Below are 19,901 nucleotides of genomic sequence, written 5' to 3'. Positions count from 1 at the left end.
AAACAAAACAGGCCGGGAGCTGGTCTAGCTCCTGACCTACTTTAATGAAGAGGATCTAAATCGCAAAAGATAATCTATACGAGAGGCAGGGAGATTTTAAACTCAGTCCCTTCTCCTACTTTACTATGTACAGCTATAGTCCCACCATGATTCTTAATGATACGATAGCTGACAGACAGTCCAAGTCCCGTCCCTGTCTCTTTCGTTGTAAAAAATGGATCAAATAATCGAACCAGTGTGTTGTTATCCATCCCATGGCCATTATCTTTTATCGAGATGACTACCTGACTTTGCTCCTCATGCGTATCAATCTGAATGATGCCAGAACAGTCTTCTCCTACAGGATCCATAGCGTCCATCGCATTTTTCACTATGTTCAGCATGACTTGTTTAATCTGTTTTACATCAATAGAAACATAAAGGGGAGTCAGATCATTATTCAGCTGTATTTCACAGCCATTCATTAAACCTTCACTCTCTGTAAGCAGGACAATTTCTTTAAGTAAAGACTGGATAGGAATGACCGTTTTCTGAGGCGCTGAAGGTTTTGAAGAATTCAAGAATTCATAAATAATATCGTTAGCTCGGTCAATTTCTGTTAAAATAATTTTCGCATATTCGTCCTTGCCCAGCTGCAGCAAATGAGGACGAAGCAATTGAATAAACCCCCGAATAGCGGTAAGTGGGTTTCGAATTTCATGCGCTATTGAAGCGGATATTTGACCGAGCATTGCAAGCTTGTCATTTTGATAAGCGGTCTGTTCAATTTGTTTGAAATCTGACACGTCTTTTACACTCAGCAGAAAATTCCCATCCATCTGATCACCATAGGTAATCGTAATCAGCCAATGTTTCCCATACTCATCAAGCAACTCATGATAGCGCTTACGATGAAAGATGGTCTCTCGATATATCCTGAGAATTTTCTTCTTTTTGAACCGGCTGATATAAGGATGTTGAACTAACCGAAGGACGTTACATCCAAGTAACTGATGCCTTGGAAGCTCCAGCAATTTTGCCATCTGCACATTGATAAAAGTTAGAAAACCTTCGCTATCAAACAACATGATTCCACTGTCCAAATGTTCCAAAATATTCTCATAATTACTATTATCGAGATGCCTTAGTGGAAAAGCCTCATTGGCAGAAATCAAAGTGTCCTGAAACTCACTGATCATACTCAGGTTCCCCCTTTTTACTTAAATGGAACTTGCCGATCGGACTAGCAATGGTCGCAGAATAGTGAGACCGTCTACCTTGAAGTGTGGTGTCTTCCCATCAGAAGGGCATTGGGTCTGCCTTTCTTAAGACTTTCGTAGAGTAAGTATAGAGGTAGTCCAAATATTACGCATTCCTTTGTTTCTAAGTCATGTATCCAAAGATGGGAAGATCTATTTTCCGATACGGAATAGTGATTGTGTGAGCCAATGTTATTAATTAGCTGATTCCGCTTTGAAAGAAGTCTATTTTATCATAGACAAGGTTACCAAGCCTAGTCAATCAGAGATACTGTCGAATAAACAGAAATAATTGAGATAAACCCTTTTCGTTCAGGTATAAAGGATGACTTCTCAATAAAAAAACCTCTGCCCTAGGGCAAAGGTCGTCATTTACAGACATACTATGGTTGTCTTCCCGGTTGATTGTGCTTAAGTTTTGAGCGTTTTTTACTCATGACAGCAAGCCTGCGCTTTAATTCGCTCTCCCACTTCTCGTCTTTTATATTTTTGGCTATGGACAGCAAGTCAAGAGACGTATCGATTTGTCTTTGGACGACTTCGAGCGGATCTTCATTTTCACGGTTTACACAGTTCTCATAAATCGTATCTTCGTCTTCCATTACATAATCTTGAAAGTCAATCTCAGAAGCACCATCACCATGTGCATATTCAGCTAATATTTCATATTCATTTTCTACTTTGTAATGGACTTCTACCCGATGACATACTGGACAAAAGAGCAGGGGAACATTGTGGACCTGCGTACGGTAATGTTTTAATGTTCCCTTCGTTCCAATCATACTTGCTCCACAACAAAAACTCATTTGTTCACCCTCCTTGTAGAAACGCACCGGATGCATTATTTACATTATGTTCAATAGCGTATTCTTTTACCCTATTCGTTATGACAGTTCGTTTTCCTCTTTATAAGAAAAAAAGATTCCCTACCCCTTATAACACCTTTTTTCGTGTTCTTAAACGCAATTTTTTGTAAAAAAAAGGTACCCGCGTTATTTGGTGAAAAAAGCCCTCACAACATAAAAAATGCTGTAAGGGCTTGTCTATTATTTTTGAAAAATGCGGAAATTTATAGGTTACTGACCGGCTGAGGAAAAGAATATGTAATCAAGATCCTTAGCCCACTTTACGAATAATATATAGATCCTATCACTCGCCTAACTCAAAGTCAAATTGACAACTCATGAAGAGGATCGGAGCAGATACTCTCTTCTCCGTATTACATACGGAATCCAAAGAATATCTACTCTCTATCGTTACCTATTTAATAGGAAGAAACTAGTGTCGATTTCTCCATATTTTTCACGATTAAATCTCCCATTGCTGAAGTACTGATTGCTTGGCTCTTGTCTACTGCAATATCGCTTGTACGATGACCTTCATCCAGCACTTTAGCTACTGCTTTTTCGATAGCATCTGCTGCATCTTCATATCCAAAAGTCATCCGGAACATTAAAGCGACAGATAGGATCGTAGCAATAGGGTTCGCTGCTCCTTGTCCTGCAATATCAGGAGCGGAACCATGTACCGGTTCGTACAATCCGAAGCTGCCTTCTCCCAAAGATGCAGAAGATAGCATCCCAATCGAACCTGTCAACATCGCTGCTTCATCACTTAGAATATCTCCAAACATATTCTCGGTTACAATGACATCAAAGCTAGCGGGCCTGCGAAGAAGCTGCATTGCACAGTTATCTACGAGTACATGTTCTACTTCTACATCTGGATAGTCAGGAGCTACACGGTTTACCACTTCACGCCATAGTCTCGATGTTTCCAGTACATTAGCCTTGTCTACAGATGCAAGTCTCTTTTTCCGCTTTTGTGCGATTTCAAAAGCCTGTCTAACAATACGTTCCACTTCAGTTACGTTATAAACACAGGTATCAACTGCTTCTTCCCCGTGCTCTCCTTGTCTGCGAAGTTTGTCACCGAAATAGATTCCTCCGGTCAGTTCTCTTACGACCATTAAGTCCGTTCCTTCTAGAACTTCTGGTTTCAAAGTAGACGCATCTTTCAAACAATCAAATACAACAGCCGGGCGTAAATTAGAGAATAAACCAAGTGCCTTGCGGATTCCCAGTAATCCTGTTTCTGGTCTAAGTTCTTTCGGGTTATTATCCCACTTCGGACCACCCACTGCTCCAAGCAGAACTGCGTCTGCATTCTGACATACTTCGAGCGTTTCTTCCGGAAGCGGTGTTCCTTTTTGATCAATAGCGATCCCGCCGAATAAGGCATGAGTGGTTTCAAAAGTATAACCGAATATTTCCTCCGTCCGTTTCAATACTTTCTCTGCTTCCGCAACAACCTCAGGGCCGATCCCATCTCCTGCAATGACCGCAATCTTCTTCACATCTGACATAAACAACACGCTCCTTTTTTATGTAAAATCATAAACTTCTATTTTCTCGTCGTTGTAAACTTCTTATATACCTTTGTACCATAGATGTGGTGGATTTGACCAAGATATAGAATCTATTGCTTTAATAGGTTTAGACTATAACCGCTAAATCTCAATTTCATAATTCATTCAAAGGATTGTAAGTAAATCAGTTGATTGAACTCGAATTAACCGTTTACAATAACATAGAAAGGTAAATTTGGTTCCTATGAGGAAGGATGAGTGGACTATGCAATACAGTTACCTGGGTAAGTCTGGTTTAAAAGTAAGTAAACTATGTCTTGGTACAATGAACTTTGGTCCCGAAACAGATGAGAAAGAGGCATTCCGAATTATGGATGCAGCTCTTGATGCAGGAATCAATTTTTTTGATACAGCAAATGTATACGGTTGGGGTGAACATTCCGGCTTAACAGAAAAGATTATCGGCAGATGGTTTAAACAAGGCGGAGGCCGCCGTGAAAGAGTGGTACTCGCTACAAAAGTCTATGGTTCCATGCAGGATCAGACGGATGGTCCTAATGATGACGCAGGTTTATCTGCCTATAAAATTCGCCGTCACCTGGAAGGATCATTACAGCGTCTTCAAACGGATCATATTGAACTTTATCAAATGCACCACGTGGATCCCGTCATTTCATGGGAAGAACTTTGGGGAGCGTTTGAAGTCAGCATTGCACAGGGGAAAATCGGCTATGTCGGCTCTAGTAATTTTGCAGGTTGGCAAATTGCGGTTGCCCAAAGTGCTGCCAAACAGCGGCATTTCCTCGGACTCATTTCGGAACAGCATAAATATAGCCTCAATTGCCGGCTTCCGGAACTTGAAGTCCTTCCTGCTGCTCAAAATTTAGGACTTGGGATTATTCCTTGGAGTCCGTTGGATGGTGGATTGCTTGGCCGTAATGCTCTTAAAAAATTAGAAGGTACTCGAACCGGTAATAATGCAGCTTACATCGATCAGCACAAGGAGCAGTTGGAGCAATTTGCTGCACTCTGCCGTGAACTCGGTGAACCTCAGGATAACGTTGCTCTTGCTTGGCTGCTAGCAAATCCTGCAGTAACTGCTCCGATCATCGGACCTAGAACCATGGAGCAATTTGAAAGTACACTGGGTGCACTTGAGGTAAGCCTTGATGAATCCACGATGAAACGTCTAGATGAAATTTTCCCAGGACCTGGCGGACATGCACCTAATGCGTATGCTTGGTAGACCTATATAAACTGTGAATTGAATAATTTCATAATATAAAAGTTACTCGAAAAGCCCTTTCTAGGAATCTTTACTCAGCTGAGGAAAGTTCCAAAAAGGGCTTTTTTTATCGAATCATCATGATTTTATAAATTTACATTAATACGCTCTGTATATGTTTTACGTTTTTCAACAAGATGATTGAGAGCATCTACATAAGCACGCGCGCTCGCTCCAAGTATGTCGGTACTTACTCCGCGTCCTTGCACCGTCATCTTATCCTGCCTTAGGACGACATGTACTTCACCTAATGCATCTTTACCGTGAGTAACGGACTTAATGGAATAATCAGCAAGGATAACATTTTCTCCACTTGCTTTATCAATCGCATTATAGATTGCATCTACCGAACCATTTCCCTCTGCTTCTGATGTCACATATTTATCGTCTTCCAAGCAAAGACTGATTCTAGCAGCGGGTACAGAGGCATCTCCATAAGTGACATACATTTCCTGGAGTTTGAACACCTCTGGAATATCGACTAACTTTTCTTCTAAGAGAGCGATTAGATCGTCATCCGTCACTTCTTTTTTCTTATCTGCAAGATCTTTAAATTGTGCAAACGCCTGGTTTACTTCATCCTCCTGAAGGATAAATCCAAGCTCAACCAATTTTTCACGGAAAGCATGCCGACCTGAATGTTTACCAAGTACAAGCTTGCTCTCTTTCAGTCCAATGGTTTCAGGTGTCATGATTTCATAGGTTGTTTTTTCTTTGAGCATGCCATCCTGATGAATACCTGACTCATGAGCAAATGCGTTAGCACCGACGATCGCCTTATTACCAGGGACGACCATACCCGTTAACCTGCTGACGAGCCGGCTGGTGCGAGCAATCTCAGATAATTGAAGTGTTGTTTTAGCACCAAACAATTCTTGTCTTGTCTCTAAAGCCATCGCTATTTCTTCGATAGCTGTATTTCCGGCACGTTCCCCAATTCCGTTAACCGTACCTTCAATTTGATCTGCTCCATTCATAATCGCAGCCAGTGTATTGGCAGTCGCCATACCTAAATCATTATGACAATGAGCGCTGAGTTGCACCTTCTCAATATCCGGTACTTGCGCTTTTAGTATTCTGAATAGATTACCGTATTCTTCTGGATACAAATAACCTACCGTATCCGGGATATTTACAACGGCTGCTCCCTCTTGGACTGCCATCGACGTCACTTCAACTAAGAAGTCATGTTCTGTACGACCGGCATCTTCGAGTGAAAATTCAATTTTGGAAAAATAACGTTTCGCATACCGAATTGCAGACCTTGCTGTATCAAGCACCTGTGCTTTGTCCATGCGAAGTTTATGCTGACGATGTATTGGCGAAGTAGCTAGAAATAGGTGGATACACGGATCTTGTGCTCCTTGAAGCGCTTCCCGAACAGCTTCAATATCCTGTTCTCTAGAACGCGAAAGTCCAATAACGGTTGAGTTTTTTACCGCTCTAGCAATGGCATTTACTGCAGCAAGGTCGCCCGGGGAGGCTGCCGGAAAACCAGCCTCCATCCGGTCCACTCCCAATTTTTCAAGCTGATAAGCGATCTCCAGTTTCTCTCGCGTGTTCAGATTAACTCCAGGAGATTGCTCTCCGTCACGCAGCGTAGTATCAAAGATATGAATTTTGCGCACACTCAGCACCTCCAAAAAAGTTTGTGTTTAACCTCCTATAGCGGCTCACGCATAATCGCACGGCCGCTTAGGAAGAAATATTTCAATTCATTATTTTTCGGTTATGATCAAATCTTATTTATGAGTCCAGTGCATCATTTCACGCAATTGACTGCCAACGACTTCAATCGGGTGATTTGCTTCATTACGGCGAGTAGCTGTCAAGAATGCACGACCTGATTGGTTCTCAAGGATAAAGTCACGAGCAAATTTACCTTGTTGGATGTCAGTCAGAACGGCTTTCATTGCTGCTTTTGTATCTTCTGTTACAACACGAGGACCTGTAACATAGTCACCATACTCAGCTGTGTTGCTAATGGAATCGCGCATGCTTGCAAGTCCGCCTTCATACATCAAATCCACAATTAGTTTCAGTTCGTGCAGACATTCGAAGTATGCCATTTCTGGTGCATAACCTGCTTCTGTCAGCGTTTCAAACCCTGCTTTTACGAGTGCACTTACACCACCGCACAATACAGCTTGTTCACCGAACAAATCTGTTTCGGTTTCTTCACGGAAAGAAGTTTCGATAACTCCAGCACGAGTACAGCCAATCCCTTTTGCATAAGCAAGACCAATTTCTTTCGCTTTACCTGTTGCATCTTGTTCGATCGCGATCAAACCAGGTACACCAAAACCTTCTACATATGTACGACGAACCATATGTCCTGGAGATTTAGGAGCCACAAGCAATACATCGCTATCTTTAGGAGCAACGATTTGACCAAAATGAACGTTAAAACCGTGAGAGAACATGATTGTAGCGCCTTTTTTCAAGTTAGGCTCAATTTCATTTTTGTAAACGGAAGCTTGTGTTTCATCCGGCATCAAAATTTGAATGACATCAGCACGGCTTGTTGCCTCTGCTACGGAAAGTACTTCAAAACCATCATTTTGAGCGGTTTGGAATGATTTACCTTCGCGTAGACCGATTACTACATTTAGTCCACTGTCACGTAAGTTTTGTGCCTGAGCATGTCCCTGACTACCATATCCGATTACGGCGATGGTTTTACCTTTCAATACACTAAGTTCTGCATCCTGTTCATAGTACGTTGTAACTGCCATTGTTAAAGTCCTCCTTTGTATTGTAAAGAAACCCTGCATGAATGAGCGGGTGTTTCAAGGGACTATTCTCCCAGACTGCTCATCATCGTCTTTAGTTATGAAGTAGCAGCAATCCCCTCAAACCCCCGCCCATTCTTCAGGACTGTGATTTTCTGTCGCGGTGAATGACTAAACTATTACTTTAAAAAAGAGAATGAATGACAATTCCACGAATTAAATATTCATTCTAATAAGTTTTTATACATTACCTCTAATCATTGCGGTAACTCCGGTTCTGGATAATTCACGGATTCCGTAAGGCTTCAGAAGCTCAATCATTGCATCAATCTTATCTGTATCCCCTACAACCTGTACCATCAATGAGGTATTTCCGATATCCACGACTGAAGCGCGGAAAGTCTCAACGAGTCCCATTACTTCAGGTCGTTCTGAAGGATCTGCTTTTACTTTTATCAACGCAAGTTCGCGTCCTACCATTGGATTTGAACTAAGATTGACTACCTTAATTACATCAATCAATTTGTAGAGTTGCTTCTCAATTTGCTCGAGTAGTTTGTCGTCTCCAAGTGTTACAATGACCATTCGAGATAAACCTGCTTCTTCCGATTGACCTACTGTAATACTTTCGATGTTAAATCCACGGCGACCGAACAGACCTGATACCCGTTGAAGCACTCCTGGCTGATCGTTTACCAGCACGGCAATCGTATGTCTATTCATGATTTATGCATCTCCCATCAGCATTTGATCAATTGTCGAACCCTGCATTACCATCGGATATACATTTTCATCCCTATTAACTACAAATTCGACAAGTACAGGACCATCCGTATTCATTGCTTCTTCCCAAACTTGCTGAGCTTCCTCTTTGTTTGTTGCACGCAGGCCTTTTACTCCGTACGCTTCAGCCAATTTTACAAAATCAGGACTACCTGATAGATCAATATGGCTAAACCGATTATCGTAAATTAATTCCTGCCACTGTCTAACCATTCCAAGTACCTGATTGTTAATGACTACAATCTTAACCGGAATTTTGTTTATCGCGCAGATGGCAAGTTCTTGAGAACACATTTGCATTCCGCCATCTCCATTGATGGAAATAACCAGTCGATCTGGATGAGCCATCTGTGCACCAATCGCAGAAGGGAATCCAAATCCCATTGTACCAAGACCGCCAGAAGTAACCCATGAACGCGGTTGATTAAATTTATAATATTGCGCAGCCCACATCTGATGTTGACCTACATCTGTCGTTACAATTGCACTGCCGTTTGTGGTGTCATTCAACATTTCAATAACCCACTGTGGTTTTAAGACTTCATCTGAATCTTTGTAATGATAGAGACGATCGCCTTTCCATTCCTTGATCTGTCCCCGCCATGCATCTGCCTTATCTGCACGAGCTGCATCTTGATTAAGAATTTCTAGTACGGTTTTCACGTCACCCACAATAGGAATATCGGCAGCGACGTTTTTGCCAATCTCAGCTGGGTCAATATCAATGTGAACAATTTTTGCTTTAGGTGCAAAACCATCCAGCTTTCCCGTAACCCGATCATCAAATCTTGCACCGATACAGATTAGGAGGTCTGCTTGTTGGATGGCATGATTTGCTGTATATGTTCCGTGCATTCCGGGCATCCCCATCCACAATTCATGACCGCTTGGGAAGCCTCCGAGTCCAAGAAGTGTAGTTGTAATCGGAATTTCCGTTTGTTTAACAAATTCGTACAGTGCTTCATGTCCTCCCGAATATACAACCCCGCCTCCAGCTAGAATGACTGGACGTTCTGCTTCTTGAATGGCTTGATGCAGTTTATCAAGCTGAATCCGGTTTGGAATTACTTTTGGATTGTAAGCTCTCATCTGCACCGGTTCGGTATGCGGTTTAAAAAGGGTCTTCGCTGAAGATATATCTTTAGGAATATCAATGAGTACCGGCCCTTTTCTACCAGTGTTCGCAATGTGGAATGCTTCGTGAATCACGCGAGGCAAATCTTCAACATCACGTACCAGATAACTATGTTTCGTGATCGGCATGGTAATTCCCGTAATATCAGCTTCTTGGAATGCATCGGTACCAATCAGGCTTGAAGCGACATTTCCTGTGATGACAACAAGAGGTACTGAATCCATATACGCAGTTGCAATTCCAGTAACGAGGTTCGTAGCACCAGGACCTGAAGTAGCAATACATACCCCTACTTTTCCACTTACTCGTGCATAACCATCAGCCGCATGAATAGCACCTTGTTCATGACGTGTAAGAAGATGATTGAAATCTTCGAATCCATGCATCGCATCATAAATATAAAGTACTGCTCCGCCTGGATAACCAAACACACATTCAACACCTTCAAGGAGTAAGCTTCGTAGCAAGATATCCGAACCGGTAATGACTTCCGGCTTCATCCATTTCTCTCGTAGTTGATCTGTTGACCGCATTTCAGAATTATGTGCATTCACTCTAAGATCTCCCCCTTCTAAAGAACTGCATAGAACTTGCAAACTAGAAAACAAAAAAACCTCTCATCTCAAGCGGACACAATATGTGCCTCGCAAGGGACGAAAGGTTGTTTCTTCCGTGGTACCACCCAGTTTTGTCTGATTCCTCACAGAATCTGACCTTAGCAAGTAGAAGAATAGCAAGGTAAATAACCCACCCCATCTTCTTACCTAATGTCTGTAACGTAGACTTACGATTTTCCCTAATAAGCAAATGCCTTTCAGGAAAACAGCTCCGAGGTGAGCTCGTATATAAGGGATTATGGTGGAGCTTGCAGCATATTCCGTCCACTCTCTGAGCATAAGCGCCCTTACAACTTCGTCCTCATCATTGCCGATGAACTATAGCGGTTAAATGTTAGGAACATTATATGATTCATTTATGGAAATAGTCAACACTTTATTTTTCAAGAGTATTACAGTTTTTGGACAAACCTTGCTGTAACAACTGTTTTGCCCTGGAAAATAGCACCTGTCATCCCGACTATACATATACTATTTCAACAAGAACTTGCTCAATAAGGAGGTATTTTCCATGATTCGAAATCGAAGACCTAAACAGGATGACTCTGCTATCATGGAACTCATTCAAACCCAATTGGTCCCTCTCTCTCACATGAGCAAACAGGACATCGATCAAGTCATAAAAGAAATCCCCTTCAGATTATCAAGGGGATTTTCTTTGGTATCCTCTTCGACATACGAATCGGATTTATTTGGCTTTATTCACTTTATGATGCATGGGAATCTGCTTTATATTGACATGATGGCAGTCTCACCGAAACAACAGAGAAAGAATCACGGCAGAGAACTGTTACTCAAAGCAGAACAGTTTGGAATCTCACGAGGTTGTAAAAAATCAAAAGTGATGGTGGATGAAGGCAACCATAAAGGAGTGCTTTTTTATAAGAAATCCGGTTATGAATTGATTGGTTATATGGACATTGGCCGTTGTTATGAGATGGGAAAAAATTTAGAAATCTATTGAAATGATACAAAATCAATTTCAAGAAATGGATTCACTAGTAGAAAAATTTATTTTTAAATCCATATCCTCCTCCAAAACCTGGGCCTGGTCCCGGTCCTGGACCTGGTCCAAATCCGTAACCACCACCAGGTTTGCCTCCGTAGCCATAACCGCCGCCAGGATATCCGCCGCCCTGGTAGCCTCCTCCATTATAACCTCCTTGATAACCTCCGCCGCCAAATGGACCGCCAAAGCCGCCGCCTGCAAAAGGTAATGTTCCGATTGCAAGAAGATCAAATAAGACTAAAGGGAGAATCGCCCGTGTACCTGCCTCTTTTCCGCCCACCGGTTCGAGTATAAGTTTATTACCCGTTATAGACACCAGCTTGCCCGCTACCTGTGTTCCATCTTTCCGAACAGCTACAATTTCCTGTCCAATCCATTTTTTCGCTTCATTTGCGCTCACAGATTTACTCATCTTTCTCCCTCCTTCTGAGTAGAATTCACTATTATACTATTCATAGATCAGAGATTTGCCTGTTCCTATGTCCTGCATGTACAAAAAAACCCGAAGGTGTACACATGAATGTGAACACCTTCGGGTTATCTGTCCATTCTCTAATCCCAAATTATCGTTTGCCTGGATCGTATGGTTGACCGAGTGCAGCAGGAGCAGAAGAGCGACCTACGGCAGCGACCAATACGACAATGGTAAGTACATACGGCAACATGAAAATAATTTCCTGGGGAATAGCCTGAGACCATTCGAATATTTGAATATAGTTACGAACGGCTTGAGACAATCCGAAGAACAAGGCAGCGCCAAATGCACCAATCGGATTCCACTTACCAAAGATCATCGCAGCAATTGCAATGTATCCTTGTCCGGAAATGGTATTGTGTGAGAATACTCCCGTTGTAGTAAGAGTCAGTGTTGCACCACCAATCGCTGCTAGTGCTCCACTAATCATAACTGCAACATATCTATATTTCGTTACGTTAATTCCCATTGTATCTGCGGCACTAGGGTGCTCCCCGACTGAACGAAGACGCAGTCCATAAGGCGTTTTATACAGGAAGTAGTAAGCAATAATAACGAACAATATAGCCAAGAACGTAGTCGGATAATGATTAATAAATACACTTCCAAAGAACGGAATTTCAGCTAACTTTATACCGAACAAAGTTGGATCCCATTTTTCAAAACCTAAAATAAGCGGAGTTTCTCCTGAACCATCAAAGAGTAATTTAACCATATACAGGGTACTTCCTGCAGCCAGGAAGTTAATAACGATACCACTGATAATCTGGTCTGCTTTAAATGTAATCGAAGCTACTGCGTGAATAAGAGATACAATCAGTCCGAATACGGCAGCAGCAATAAGACCGATCACCGCTGCGGATCCTCCCGACATGCCTGCATCTTGTGCATAGTGAGCCGTAACACCTGCTGCAAAAGCTCCGAAAATCATAAAACCTTCGATCCCGAGATTCGTTACCCCGGAACGCTCGGAAAAAATACCGCCTAGCGCAGCAAAAACAAGCGCAGTTGCGAAAACGAGTGTAGTATTAATCAGTTGTCCAGAAAGGGTTATGAAGTCCATGTTTACAACACCTTCTCTTTCTTGCGCTTGGAGTTAAAGGGTTTAAGCACCCAGCGCACAATCCCTTGTGCAGCTATAAAGAAGATGATCGAACCGATTACGATTCGGATCAATTCCGGTGGAACATCCGCAGCAAAGCTCATTCCGGAAGAACCATAGGTTAATCCACCAAATAAAATGGCTCCTAGTACAACACCAAGTGGATGATTCATACCAATCAGAGCAACGGCAATTCCGTCAAATCCGATACCTGGAGAACCTTGGAACACAGTTTGATATCCAAATACCCCTAGTACTTGGAACGCACCGCCAAGACCAGCAAATATCCCACTGATAAACATCGCTTTTACTACATTTCGGTTTACTCTCATCCCGGCATATTGTGCGGCATGATGGTTGAAACCAACGGCTCGCAGCTCAAAACCTTGTTTCGTCTTCCACATGAAAATATAGAAAAACAAGGCTGCGACAAGAGCAATTAACGTTCCCCAGTGAACACGTGAATTGTTCATCAGTTCAGACAACCAGCCGATCGCGATCGACGCACTAGGCTGAATTTGCTCTGAGCGATTCTCACCAGGCATAAGTAAGAACTGTCTGACTACAAGATTAGCCATATAAAGAGCAATCCAGTTCATCATAATACTGGTGATAACTTCGTTAACTCCGCGTGTCGCTTTAAGAAAACCCGCTACAGAAGCCCAAAGTCCACCTGCAATCGCCCCAGCAATGAGAGCAAGCGGTGCATGAATGATTAAGGGTAAACTAGTAAATTTAATTCCGATAAACGTAGCTGCGGTCATACCTACGATATACTGACCTTCAGCCCCGATATTAAACAAACCTGCTCGTGAAGCAAAAGCGAAAGCGAGACCCGTCATTAGGAGCGGAGTCATCTCACGAATTGCCTCACCAAAGTTATAGGTACTTCCAAAAACTTTATCAATCAGTGCACCATAAGCGGTAATAGGATTATATCCACCAATCAGCATAACGAATGCACCCAAGAATAGACCCATAATAATAGCGACTACAGGATAGATAAATGAGTCCTTCGTAAACCATTTTAATACATTATTCACCCGCTGCACCTCTCTTCTTCATGCTGCCTGCCATCATAAGTCCGAGTTCTTGATCATTTGTTTCCTCTGGCAGGACTTCACCTACGATATGTCCTTCATAGATAACAGCGATCCGGTCTGATACATTCATAATTTCATCTAGTTCAAAAGAAATAAGAAGAACAGCTTTCCCTTGATCGCGCTGAGCAATGAGTTGTTTTTGTACAAATTCAATTGCACCAACGTCAAGTCCGCGTGTCGGCTGTGCAGCGATAAGCAGGTCCGGATTTTTATTCACTTCTCTCGCAATAATCGCTTTCTGCTGATTACCACCAGAGAGTGCACGAGATTTCGTATCAATGCTTGGTGTTCTAACATCAAATGCTTCTACCAATTTCACCGTATGCTTATCGATCTCTTTAAAATCCAAGAAACCTTTCTTTGAAAATGGTTTTTTGTAGTAAGATTCGAGTACCATATTTTCACTTACAGAGAAGTCAAGTACCAAACCATGTTTATGACGATCCTCCGGTATATGGCCTACACCTGACTCTGAAATTTTACGAGGAGTTTGATTCTTAATCTCTTTGCCGTTGAGCTTGATACTTCCTGAATCAACTTTACGCAGTCCAGTAATAGCCTCGATCAGTTCACTTTGACCATTACCGTCTACCCCGGCAATTCCGACAATTTCGCCAGCTCGCACTTTCAGATTCAATTGATCAAGAACAGCGATGTGATCTTGATTCTTGGATGTAAGATTTTGAATATCCAGAACTACTTCTTTAGGCTCGGCCTGTTTCTTATCTACCTTGAAAGTCACTTCTCGTCCTACCATTTTAGCTGCTAGATCATTTGGAGAAGTTTCAGAAGTTTTAACCGTGTCAATTACTTTCCCGCGGCGGATAATGGTAACCTTATCTGATATCTCCATAATTTCTTTCAGTTTATGAGTAATCAGAATAATGGACTTTCCTTCAGCAACGAGTTTCTTCATAATCACAAGCAATTCCGAAATTTCCTGTGGTGTTAGCACTGCTGTTGGTTCGTCAAAAATGAGAATTTCTGCTCCTCGATACAGTGTTTTAAGAATTTCAACACGTTGCTGCATACCTACAGATATATCTTCAATCTTGGCGTTTGGATTTACTTGTAATCCATACATTTCTGATAAACGTGTAACCTCTGCTACTGCCTTTTTATAGTTAATACCCAGCCCTTTTCTTGGTTCAGAACCCAGTATAATATTCTCAGCTACAGTAAAAGGTTGCACCAGCTTAAAATGCTGATGGACCATTCCAATTCCCAGTTCAATTGCTTTGTTTGGACTATCAATTAATACAGGCTTGCCGTTCACTTCGATGCTGCCTTCATCAGGCTGATACAATCCAAATACAATATTCATCAACGTTGATTTACCCGCACCATTCTCCCCTAGCAGCGCATGGATTTCACCCTTGTGCAGCTGCAAACTTATGGAATCATTGGCGACAATACCTGGGAAGCGTTTTGTAATTTGCTTTAACTCTACAACAGGAGTTGCTGCACCCATGAGATCACCCTTATATAGAATTTATTAGTAATTATGGCCCTAGACGTGAGAACAAGGCTAGTTCTAATAACCAGCCTTGTCATTATGCTTATTTACATCGTATCTACTTTTACGTAAGAAACAGTAAAACTTGAACTACTCAGTTGCACTACTTAGTTATACTACTCAGTTGGAACAACAATTTCGCCGCTGATGATTTTTTCTTTATACTCGTCAACGAGTTTCAGAACATCTTCAGGAACGTTAGCTGTTGAAGTCTCAGCAATACCTACAGCGTTGTCGGCAAGGTCAAGCTCTTCAATTCCACCCTCGAAAGTACCGTTTACTAACTCAAGTGATACTTTTTTTACTGCTTCGTCTACTTTTTTGATCATGGACGTCAGTGTGATTTCATCACCAAACTCGATAGATTGGTCTTTATCTACACCGATTACCCACACATCTTGGCCGGATTTTTTACGGGAGAGACCTTCGTTAAACACCCCAGTACCTGTAGCACCAGCAGCGTGGAAAATAATATCTACTCCATCGTTGTAAAGTGTTGCTGCTGCCGTTTTTCCTTCGTCCGGTTTATCAAAGTTACCAGTGTACGTAGGAATAAACTTAGCATCAGGATTTACAGCTTTAACACCTTCTCTAAAACCAACTTCGAATCTCTTGATAAGCGGACTATTCATACCGCCGACAAAACCAACTTTATTTGTTTTTGTCATTTTACCAGCGATCACACCTACGAGGAAAGAACCTTGTTCTTCTGCAAAAGTAACAGATTTCACATTTGGTGCATCAACAACGCTGTCAATAATCGCTAGATTTGATTCTGGGTTTTGTTCAGCTACCGTTTTAATTGCATCGGCCAGTTGGAAGCCAATTCCCCAAGTAAGATTATAATTGTTTTGTACGAACTCGTTTAGGTTTGTGTTATAGTCACTATCCGATTTACTCTGCAAATATTTAACTTTTGCGCCTGATTCCGCTTCTACAGCTTGCAGAGCTTCCCAAGCAGATTGGTTAAAGGATTTGTCGTTTACACCGCCGACATCCGTTACCATACCGATTTGTACGTCAGATTTTGCTGCTCCTTCGTTACCATCGCTACCTTGCGAACTGCTACTGTTGTCATTACCGCAACCGGCAAGTGCAACTGATGCTGCAAGGATCATACTTAGAGACAAACTCAATACTTTCTTCATCTTGGAATTGTTCCCCCTTAAAATATTGCCTTCTTGATTCTTTCATTCGCTCTGCTACCTGCCACAATTCATCTTAAACAATCAATCTTAATCGAGGCCTCTTGTAATTCAAGCGAATGCGAAGTTCAAGTAGGACTGTCCTACTAGGTGTGATTATACAATCATCCTTTTTTAAAATCCAGCAGTTTCATCACTTAATTTTAAGTTTTTATAGCAAAAAAGTAATGTAAGCGTTTTTACTTTCGTGATTTAACACGTTAATGTAACTTGCATGTAACTTTCCTTGCCATATAAGTATCTTTATCATCCCTTTTACTTCCTTAAGTCCCAATTATTATTTGCACTATTTTAAGTATTATACAAAGAGAATGATTTAGCACATTATGTCAGAAGACCTAGTTCATTTATGCAAATGAACTTAAAGATGTCCATAAAAAAGCCGCCTATAACGGCGGCAACATATTATTAAATTATGCGTTCACTTTTTCTTTAGCTACAACAGCCAAAGAGTTGAATGCATTGATATCGTTCACTGCAAGATCAGCGAGCATTTTACGGTTCATGTCTACTCCAGCGAGTTTCAAACCGTGCATGAATTTGCTGTAAGACAATCCGTTCATGCGAGCTGCTGCATTGATACGAACGATCCACAATTTACGGAAGTTACGTTTTGTAGTACGACGGTCACGGTATGCATATACCATGGATTTCATTACTTGTTCATTAGCAGTTTTAAAGATACGGTGTTTAGAACCAAAATAACCTTTAGCAAGTTTCAATACTTTTTTATGACGACGACGAACAACGAATCCGCCCTTTACTCTTGCCATATTAGAAGACCTCCCAGAAAATATATATGTTTAGTAGTTATACTGCTTAGATGCAGTTGTTGGCATTACGCGACTATTTAAGGTTAGACAAACCTTGTTTCAAACGTTTAACATCTCCAGGTGCCATTACAGGGCTACCAGCAAGAACGCGTTTTGTACGTTTGGATTTGTGGGAAAGCAAGTGATTTCTGTATGCTTTATAACGTTTCACTTTACCAGTACCTGTAATTTTGAAACGACCCTTCAGACTGCTGTGAGTTTTCATTTTAGGCATTTTGTATTTCCTCCTCCAAGTTTAACTGGCTCAAGCTTTTGGAGCCAAAATCATAATCATGCTTCGACCTTCAAGTTTTGGTTGACGTTCGATGCTGCTGATTTCAGCAACTTCTGCTTTAACGCGCTCCAAAATCTTTTGACCGATATCCGCATGGGCAATCTCACGTCCGCGGAAGCGGACGGAGCACTTCACTTTGTCGCCGTCCTTCAAGAACTTAACTACATTGCGAAGTTTTGTTTGGTAGTCGTGTTCCTCAATGTTAGAACGGAACCATACTTCCTTAATGTCCACAATCTTTTGATTCTTGCGTGCTTCTTTTTCTTTCTTTTGTTGCTCATAACGGAACTTACCGTAGTCCATAATACGACATACCGGCGGTTTAGCCTGCGGCGCTACATTCACCAAGTCTAAGTTGAGATCTGCAGCCATCTGCAATGCTTCGCGAATTGGTGTTATTCCAATTTGCTCCCCTTCAGCTCCAACCAAACGAACTTCCTTCGACCGAATTTCATCGTTAATCATGTGTTCTTTACTAATAACTGTCCACCTCCATGTCGTTATCGATACCCATTCGAAAAAAAATAGGGATGCCGGTAGGCTACCGACATCCCTGAACAATCGACAATTCTTCATGAAAAATCAAGTTTCATAAATCATTGGGATCGTACCCGTCAGCTTCAGCCGATCAGGTGAGAAGTCGTACCTTCTTCTTATGATTCCGTAAACAATCACTTAATTAATATAACATAGCTCATTCAAACCGTCAAGCATTAAATATATATTTTTTTATCCTTGTTTGCTTTGTACTTCTTCCAAGCGAACAACACGAGTATGCTTCGTGTGGCTCCATTGTTTGTTATTCTGTGTAAAGAACGCGTACAGCGTAATTGGATACCAGGATAACAGGTAGATCGGGAACAAGATAAGTGATGTATACACTTTCTTGATTTTAACCTTCTCCAGTGCAAGAGACGCTAGGAACGTCACGACGTTTGCCAAAATAGCAGTAAACCCTACCCATATTGGCAAGTATCCATAAATATTTGTGATATTTGGACCTTTAAACAACGTAATATCGATCAAGCTGACCGCCGTCATCAGAAACGTCAGTAATACTACATACACGTTCGCACTGTAGACAGCAAGGTCAAATTTAACCAAACTGCCCTGCTTGATACTCTTCCATATCAGCGGGAAGAAATATCTTCTCGCTACGGTGAAGTGACCCTGCATCCAGCGTAGACGCTGTCTTGCAGAAGCTTTAAACGTAAGTGGCTTCTCGTCAAATACCTTAGCGTCATAGTTGAACACAGGATACACATCACGTTCAACAGCACGCATCGTAAACTCAAGATCTTCTACCAGGGATGTAGCTCCCCAGCCCATATCTTTAAGGAGTTTACTTTCAAAACACATTCCCGTACCGCCTAAAAAGTTAGCCATATTCAGGTTATGACGGGACAACTGCCACAAACGGTTAATATACCAGTATGAAATACCGTAAGCAGCTGTAATCCAGGAGTCTTCCGGATTCTTAGTATCGATATATCCTTGAATAACGCGAGCTCCGCGATTTAAATCATTATTCATTTCTTGAAGGAAATTCGTAGCTGCCAAATTATCTGCGTCAAACATAACGATTGCATCGTATTGTTTTGGCATGCTCCAAAGTTCTTTGAGCATCCATTCAATCGCATATCCTTTACCGCGTTGTTCTGGATTCACTCTGACACAAGCATTCATTCCGTGTGCCCTAACAATTTCAGCTGTATTATCTGTACAGTTGTCACAGATTACAAACACATCATACAACTCTTTTGGATAATCCAACTTTTTCATATTCTCAAGCAAAGCTCCAATAACTTCTGCCTCATTGTGAGCAGCAACCAATACAGCAAATGACTTGTTCGGCGGAAACTGTTGTTTCTTTTTCTTTTTAATCAGACCGAACAGAGAAAAACTAAACTGATACACAGCAAGAAACGCCAAGATCACTTGGAACGTCACAAATATCGCATTAAACATTTGTTCTCTGCTACCCCCTCTTTAATATGAGCTTCTCTTTTTTTACGCACATCTTTTTTTGTAGTACATGACCCGTTCTTTGTTTCTTTTCTATATCTTCACCACTATTCTTAACTGCCTACTCGATTTTGTATGCTTTCTGAAGTTTTGTCAAAATCCTCAAATGACAGCATCTCGGCAATAAAGCGTTCTTTTGGGCTGATTTCGCTATAAGAACTACTTCAAGCCTTCATTCATAGCAGTTAAGTCTTATTTTCA

Annotated in this window: 18 protein-coding genes; 2 read left to right on the top strand and 16 right to left on the bottom strand. The window is 41.5% G+C overall.

Annotated features, from left to right (window positions below):
- Window positions 1–74 precede the first annotated feature (74 nt).
- The 3 genes from KJS58_RS07845 to leuB all read right to left on the bottom strand — a co-directional run bounded on the left by KJS58_RS07845 (window position 75) and on the right by leuB (window position 3,603).
- Window positions 75–1,178, bottom strand: a complete 1,104-nt coding sequence (locus tag KJS58_RS07845) for an ATP-binding protein (RefSeq protein ID WP_213531999.1) — start codon at window positions 1,176–1,178, stop codon at window positions 75–77.
- A 443-nt stretch (window positions 1,179–1,621) separates the two neighbouring features.
- Window positions 1,622–2,044 carry a hypothetical protein gene (locus tag KJS58_RS07840; protein WP_160032835.1) on the bottom strand — a complete coding sequence of 141 codons (423 nt, stop codon included), beginning with the start codon at window positions 2,042–2,044 and terminating at the stop codon, window positions 1,622–1,624.
- Window positions 2,045–2,502: 458 nt separating this feature from the next.
- Entirely contained in the window at window positions 2,503–3,603 is a 1,101-nt protein-coding gene (leuB, locus tag KJS58_RS07835; RefSeq protein WP_213531998.1) for a 3-isopropylmalate dehydrogenase, read from the bottom strand.
- Window positions 3,604–3,871: 268 nt separating this feature from the next.
- Between leuB and KJS58_RS07830 the strand changes: the two genes are divergently transcribed.
- Complete coding sequence (locus KJS58_RS07830) at window positions 3,872–4,852, top strand: aldo/keto reductase (RefSeq protein ID WP_213531997.1); 981 nt, start codon at window positions 3,872–3,874, stop codon at window positions 4,850–4,852.
- A 125-nt stretch (window positions 4,853–4,977) separates the two neighbouring features.
- On the opposite strand, the gene KJS58_RS07825 is transcribed toward KJS58_RS07830, so the two are convergent.
- The 4 genes from KJS58_RS07825 to ilvB all read right to left on the bottom strand — a co-directional run bounded on the left by KJS58_RS07825 (window position 4,978) and on the right by ilvB (window position 10,074).
- Complete coding sequence (locus tag KJS58_RS07825; protein ID WP_213531996.1) at window positions 4,978–6,519, bottom strand: 2-isopropylmalate synthase; 1,542 nt, start codon at window positions 6,517–6,519, stop codon at window positions 4,978–4,980.
- A 114-nt stretch (window positions 6,520–6,633) separates the two neighbouring features.
- Window positions 6,634–7,626, bottom strand: coding sequence for a ketol-acid reductoisomerase (gene ilvC / locus KJS58_RS07820; RefSeq protein ID WP_213531995.1), 993 nt, complete (start codon window positions 7,624–7,626; stop codon window positions 6,634–6,636).
- Window positions 7,627–7,863: 237 nt separating this feature from the next.
- Window positions 7,864–8,346, bottom strand: a complete 483-nt coding sequence (gene ilvN / locus KJS58_RS07815) for an acetolactate synthase small subunit (protein ID WP_201450698.1) — start codon at window positions 8,344–8,346, stop codon at window positions 7,864–7,866.
- Window positions 8,347–8,349: 3 nt separating this feature from the next.
- Window positions 8,350–10,074: a biosynthetic-type acetolactate synthase large subunit gene (gene ilvB, locus KJS58_RS07810; protein ID WP_374705796.1), complete on the bottom strand. Its 1,725-nt coding sequence runs from the start codon at window positions 10,072–10,074 to the stop codon at window positions 8,350–8,352.
- Between the two features lie 595 nt (window positions 10,075–10,669).
- Here ilvB and KJS58_RS07805 point away from each other — a divergent pair.
- Window positions 10,670–11,122, top strand: coding sequence for a GNAT family N-acetyltransferase (locus KJS58_RS07805; protein WP_213531993.1), 453 nt, complete (start codon window positions 10,670–10,672; stop codon window positions 11,120–11,122).
- A 34-nt stretch (window positions 11,123–11,156) separates the two neighbouring features.
- Here the strand turns inward: KJS58_RS07805 and KJS58_RS07800 are convergent, their stop codons facing one another.
- From KJS58_RS07800 to KJS58_RS07760, 9 genes are all read right to left on the bottom strand, one after another.
- Window positions 11,157–11,579, bottom strand: a complete 423-nt coding sequence (locus KJS58_RS07800) for a hypothetical protein (protein WP_213531992.1) — start codon at window positions 11,577–11,579, stop codon at window positions 11,157–11,159.
- Window positions 11,580–11,730: 151 nt separating this feature from the next.
- On the bottom strand, window positions 11,731–12,705 hold the full coding sequence (locus tag KJS58_RS07795) for an ABC transporter permease (protein WP_213531991.1): 975 nt from the start codon (window positions 12,703–12,705) through the stop codon (window positions 11,731–11,733).
- Window positions 12,706–12,707: 2 nt separating this feature from the next.
- Complete coding sequence (locus KJS58_RS07790; RefSeq protein ID WP_213531990.1) at window positions 12,708–13,787, bottom strand: ABC transporter permease; 1,080 nt, start codon at window positions 13,785–13,787, stop codon at window positions 12,708–12,710.
- On the bottom strand, window positions 13,780–15,318 hold the full coding sequence (locus KJS58_RS07785) for an ABC transporter ATP-binding protein (RefSeq protein WP_213531989.1): 1,539 nt from the start codon (window positions 15,316–15,318) through the stop codon (window positions 13,780–13,782). Before KJS58_RS07785 ends, KJS58_RS07790 begins: the two co-directional genes overlap by 8 nt.
- A gap of 161 nt (window positions 15,319–15,479) precedes the next feature.
- Window positions 15,480–16,511, bottom strand: a complete 1,032-nt coding sequence (locus tag KJS58_RS07780) for a BMP family lipoprotein (RefSeq protein ID WP_213531988.1) — start codon at window positions 16,509–16,511, stop codon at window positions 15,480–15,482.
- Window positions 16,512–16,981: 470 nt separating this feature from the next.
- The gene (gene rplT, locus KJS58_RS07775; RefSeq protein ID WP_160032823.1) at window positions 16,982–17,341 is read right to left on the bottom strand and encodes a 50S ribosomal protein L20; all 360 of its coding nucleotides are present in this window, start codon (window positions 17,339–17,341) and stop codon (window positions 16,982–16,984) included.
- A 73-nt stretch (window positions 17,342–17,414) separates the two neighbouring features.
- Window positions 17,415–17,615, bottom strand: coding sequence for a 50S ribosomal protein L35 (gene rpmI, locus KJS58_RS07770; protein WP_213531987.1), 201 nt, complete (start codon window positions 17,613–17,615; stop codon window positions 17,415–17,417).
- Window positions 17,616–17,645: 30 nt separating this feature from the next.
- The gene (infC, locus tag KJS58_RS07765) at window positions 17,646–18,140 is read right to left on the bottom strand and encodes a translation initiation factor IF-3 (RefSeq protein ID WP_160032821.1); all 495 of its coding nucleotides are present in this window, start codon (window positions 18,138–18,140) and stop codon (window positions 17,646–17,648) included.
- 264 nt (window positions 18,141–18,404) lie between these two features.
- A complete protein-coding gene (locus KJS58_RS07760) occupies window positions 18,405–19,643 on the bottom strand; it encodes a glycosyltransferase family 2 protein (protein ID WP_213531986.1) in 1,239 nt (412 codons plus the stop codon).
- Window positions 19,644–19,901 lie beyond the last annotated feature (258 nt).

The organism is Paenibacillus sp. J45TS6, assembly GCF_018403285.1.
Classification (GTDB): Bacteria; Bacillota; Bacilli; order Paenibacillales; family Paenibacillaceae; genus Paenibacillus.
Note: the sequence above shows the minus strand (reverse complement) of the source record. Positions and strands in the feature narration are given on the sequence as shown.

Bases quoted from the DNA above. Each gene is read 5' to 3' on its own strand.
- KJS58_RS07780 (WP_213531988.1), bottom strand. From the start codon at position 16,511: ATGAAGAAAGTATTGAGTTTGTCTCTAAGTATGATCCTTGCAGCATCA.
- KJS58_RS07800 (WP_213531992.1), bottom strand. From the start codon at position 11,579: ATGAGTAAATCTGTGAGCGCAAATGAAGCGAAAAAATGGATTGGACAG.
- KJS58_RS07845 (WP_213531999.1), bottom strand. From the start codon at position 1,178: ATGATCAGTGAGTTTCAGGACACTTTGATTTCTGCCAATGAGGCTTTT.
- ilvN (WP_201450698.1), bottom strand. From the start codon at position 8,346: ATGAATAGACATACGATTGCCGTGCTGGTAAACGATCAGCCAGGAGTG.
- KJS58_RS07785 (WP_213531989.1), bottom strand. From the start codon at position 15,318: ATGGGTGCAGCAACTCCTGTTGTAGAGTTAAAGCAAATTACAAAACGC.
- ilvB (WP_374705796.1), bottom strand. From the start codon at position 10,074: ATGCGGTCAACAGATCAACTACGAGAGAAATGGATGAAGCCGGAAGTC.
- infC (WP_160032821.1), bottom strand. From the start codon at position 18,140: ATGATTAACGATGAAATTCGGTCGAAGGAAGTTCGTTTGGTTGGAGCT.
- KJS58_RS07805 (WP_213531993.1), top strand. From the start codon at position 10,670: ATGATTCGAAATCGAAGACCTAAACAGGATGACTCTGCTATCATGGAA.
- leuB (WP_213531998.1), bottom strand. From the start codon at position 3,603: ATGTCAGATGTGAAGAAGATTGCGGTCATTGCAGGAGATGGGATCGGC.
- ilvC (WP_213531995.1), bottom strand. From the start codon at position 7,626: ATGGCAGTTACAACGTACTATGAACAGGATGCAGAACTTAGTGTATTG.
- KJS58_RS07760 (WP_213531986.1), bottom strand. From the start codon at position 19,643: ATGTTTAATGCGATATTTGTGACGTTCCAAGTGATCTTGGCGTTTCTT.
- KJS58_RS07795 (WP_213531991.1), bottom strand. From the start codon at position 12,705: ATGGACTTCATAACCCTTTCTGGACAACTGATTAATACTACACTCGTT.
- KJS58_RS07840 (WP_160032835.1), bottom strand. From the start codon at position 2,044: ATGAGTTTTTGTTGTGGAGCAAGTATGATTGGAACGAAGGGAACATTA.
- rpmI (WP_213531987.1), bottom strand. From the start codon at position 17,615: ATGCCTAAAATGAAAACTCACAGCAGTCTGAAGGGTCGTTTCAAAATT.
- rplT (WP_160032823.1), bottom strand. From the start codon at position 17,341: ATGGCAAGAGTAAAGGGCGGATTCGTTGTTCGTCGTCGTCATAAAAAA.
- KJS58_RS07830 (WP_213531997.1), top strand. From the start codon at position 3,872: ATGCAATACAGTTACCTGGGTAAGTCTGGTTTAAAAGTAAGTAAACTA.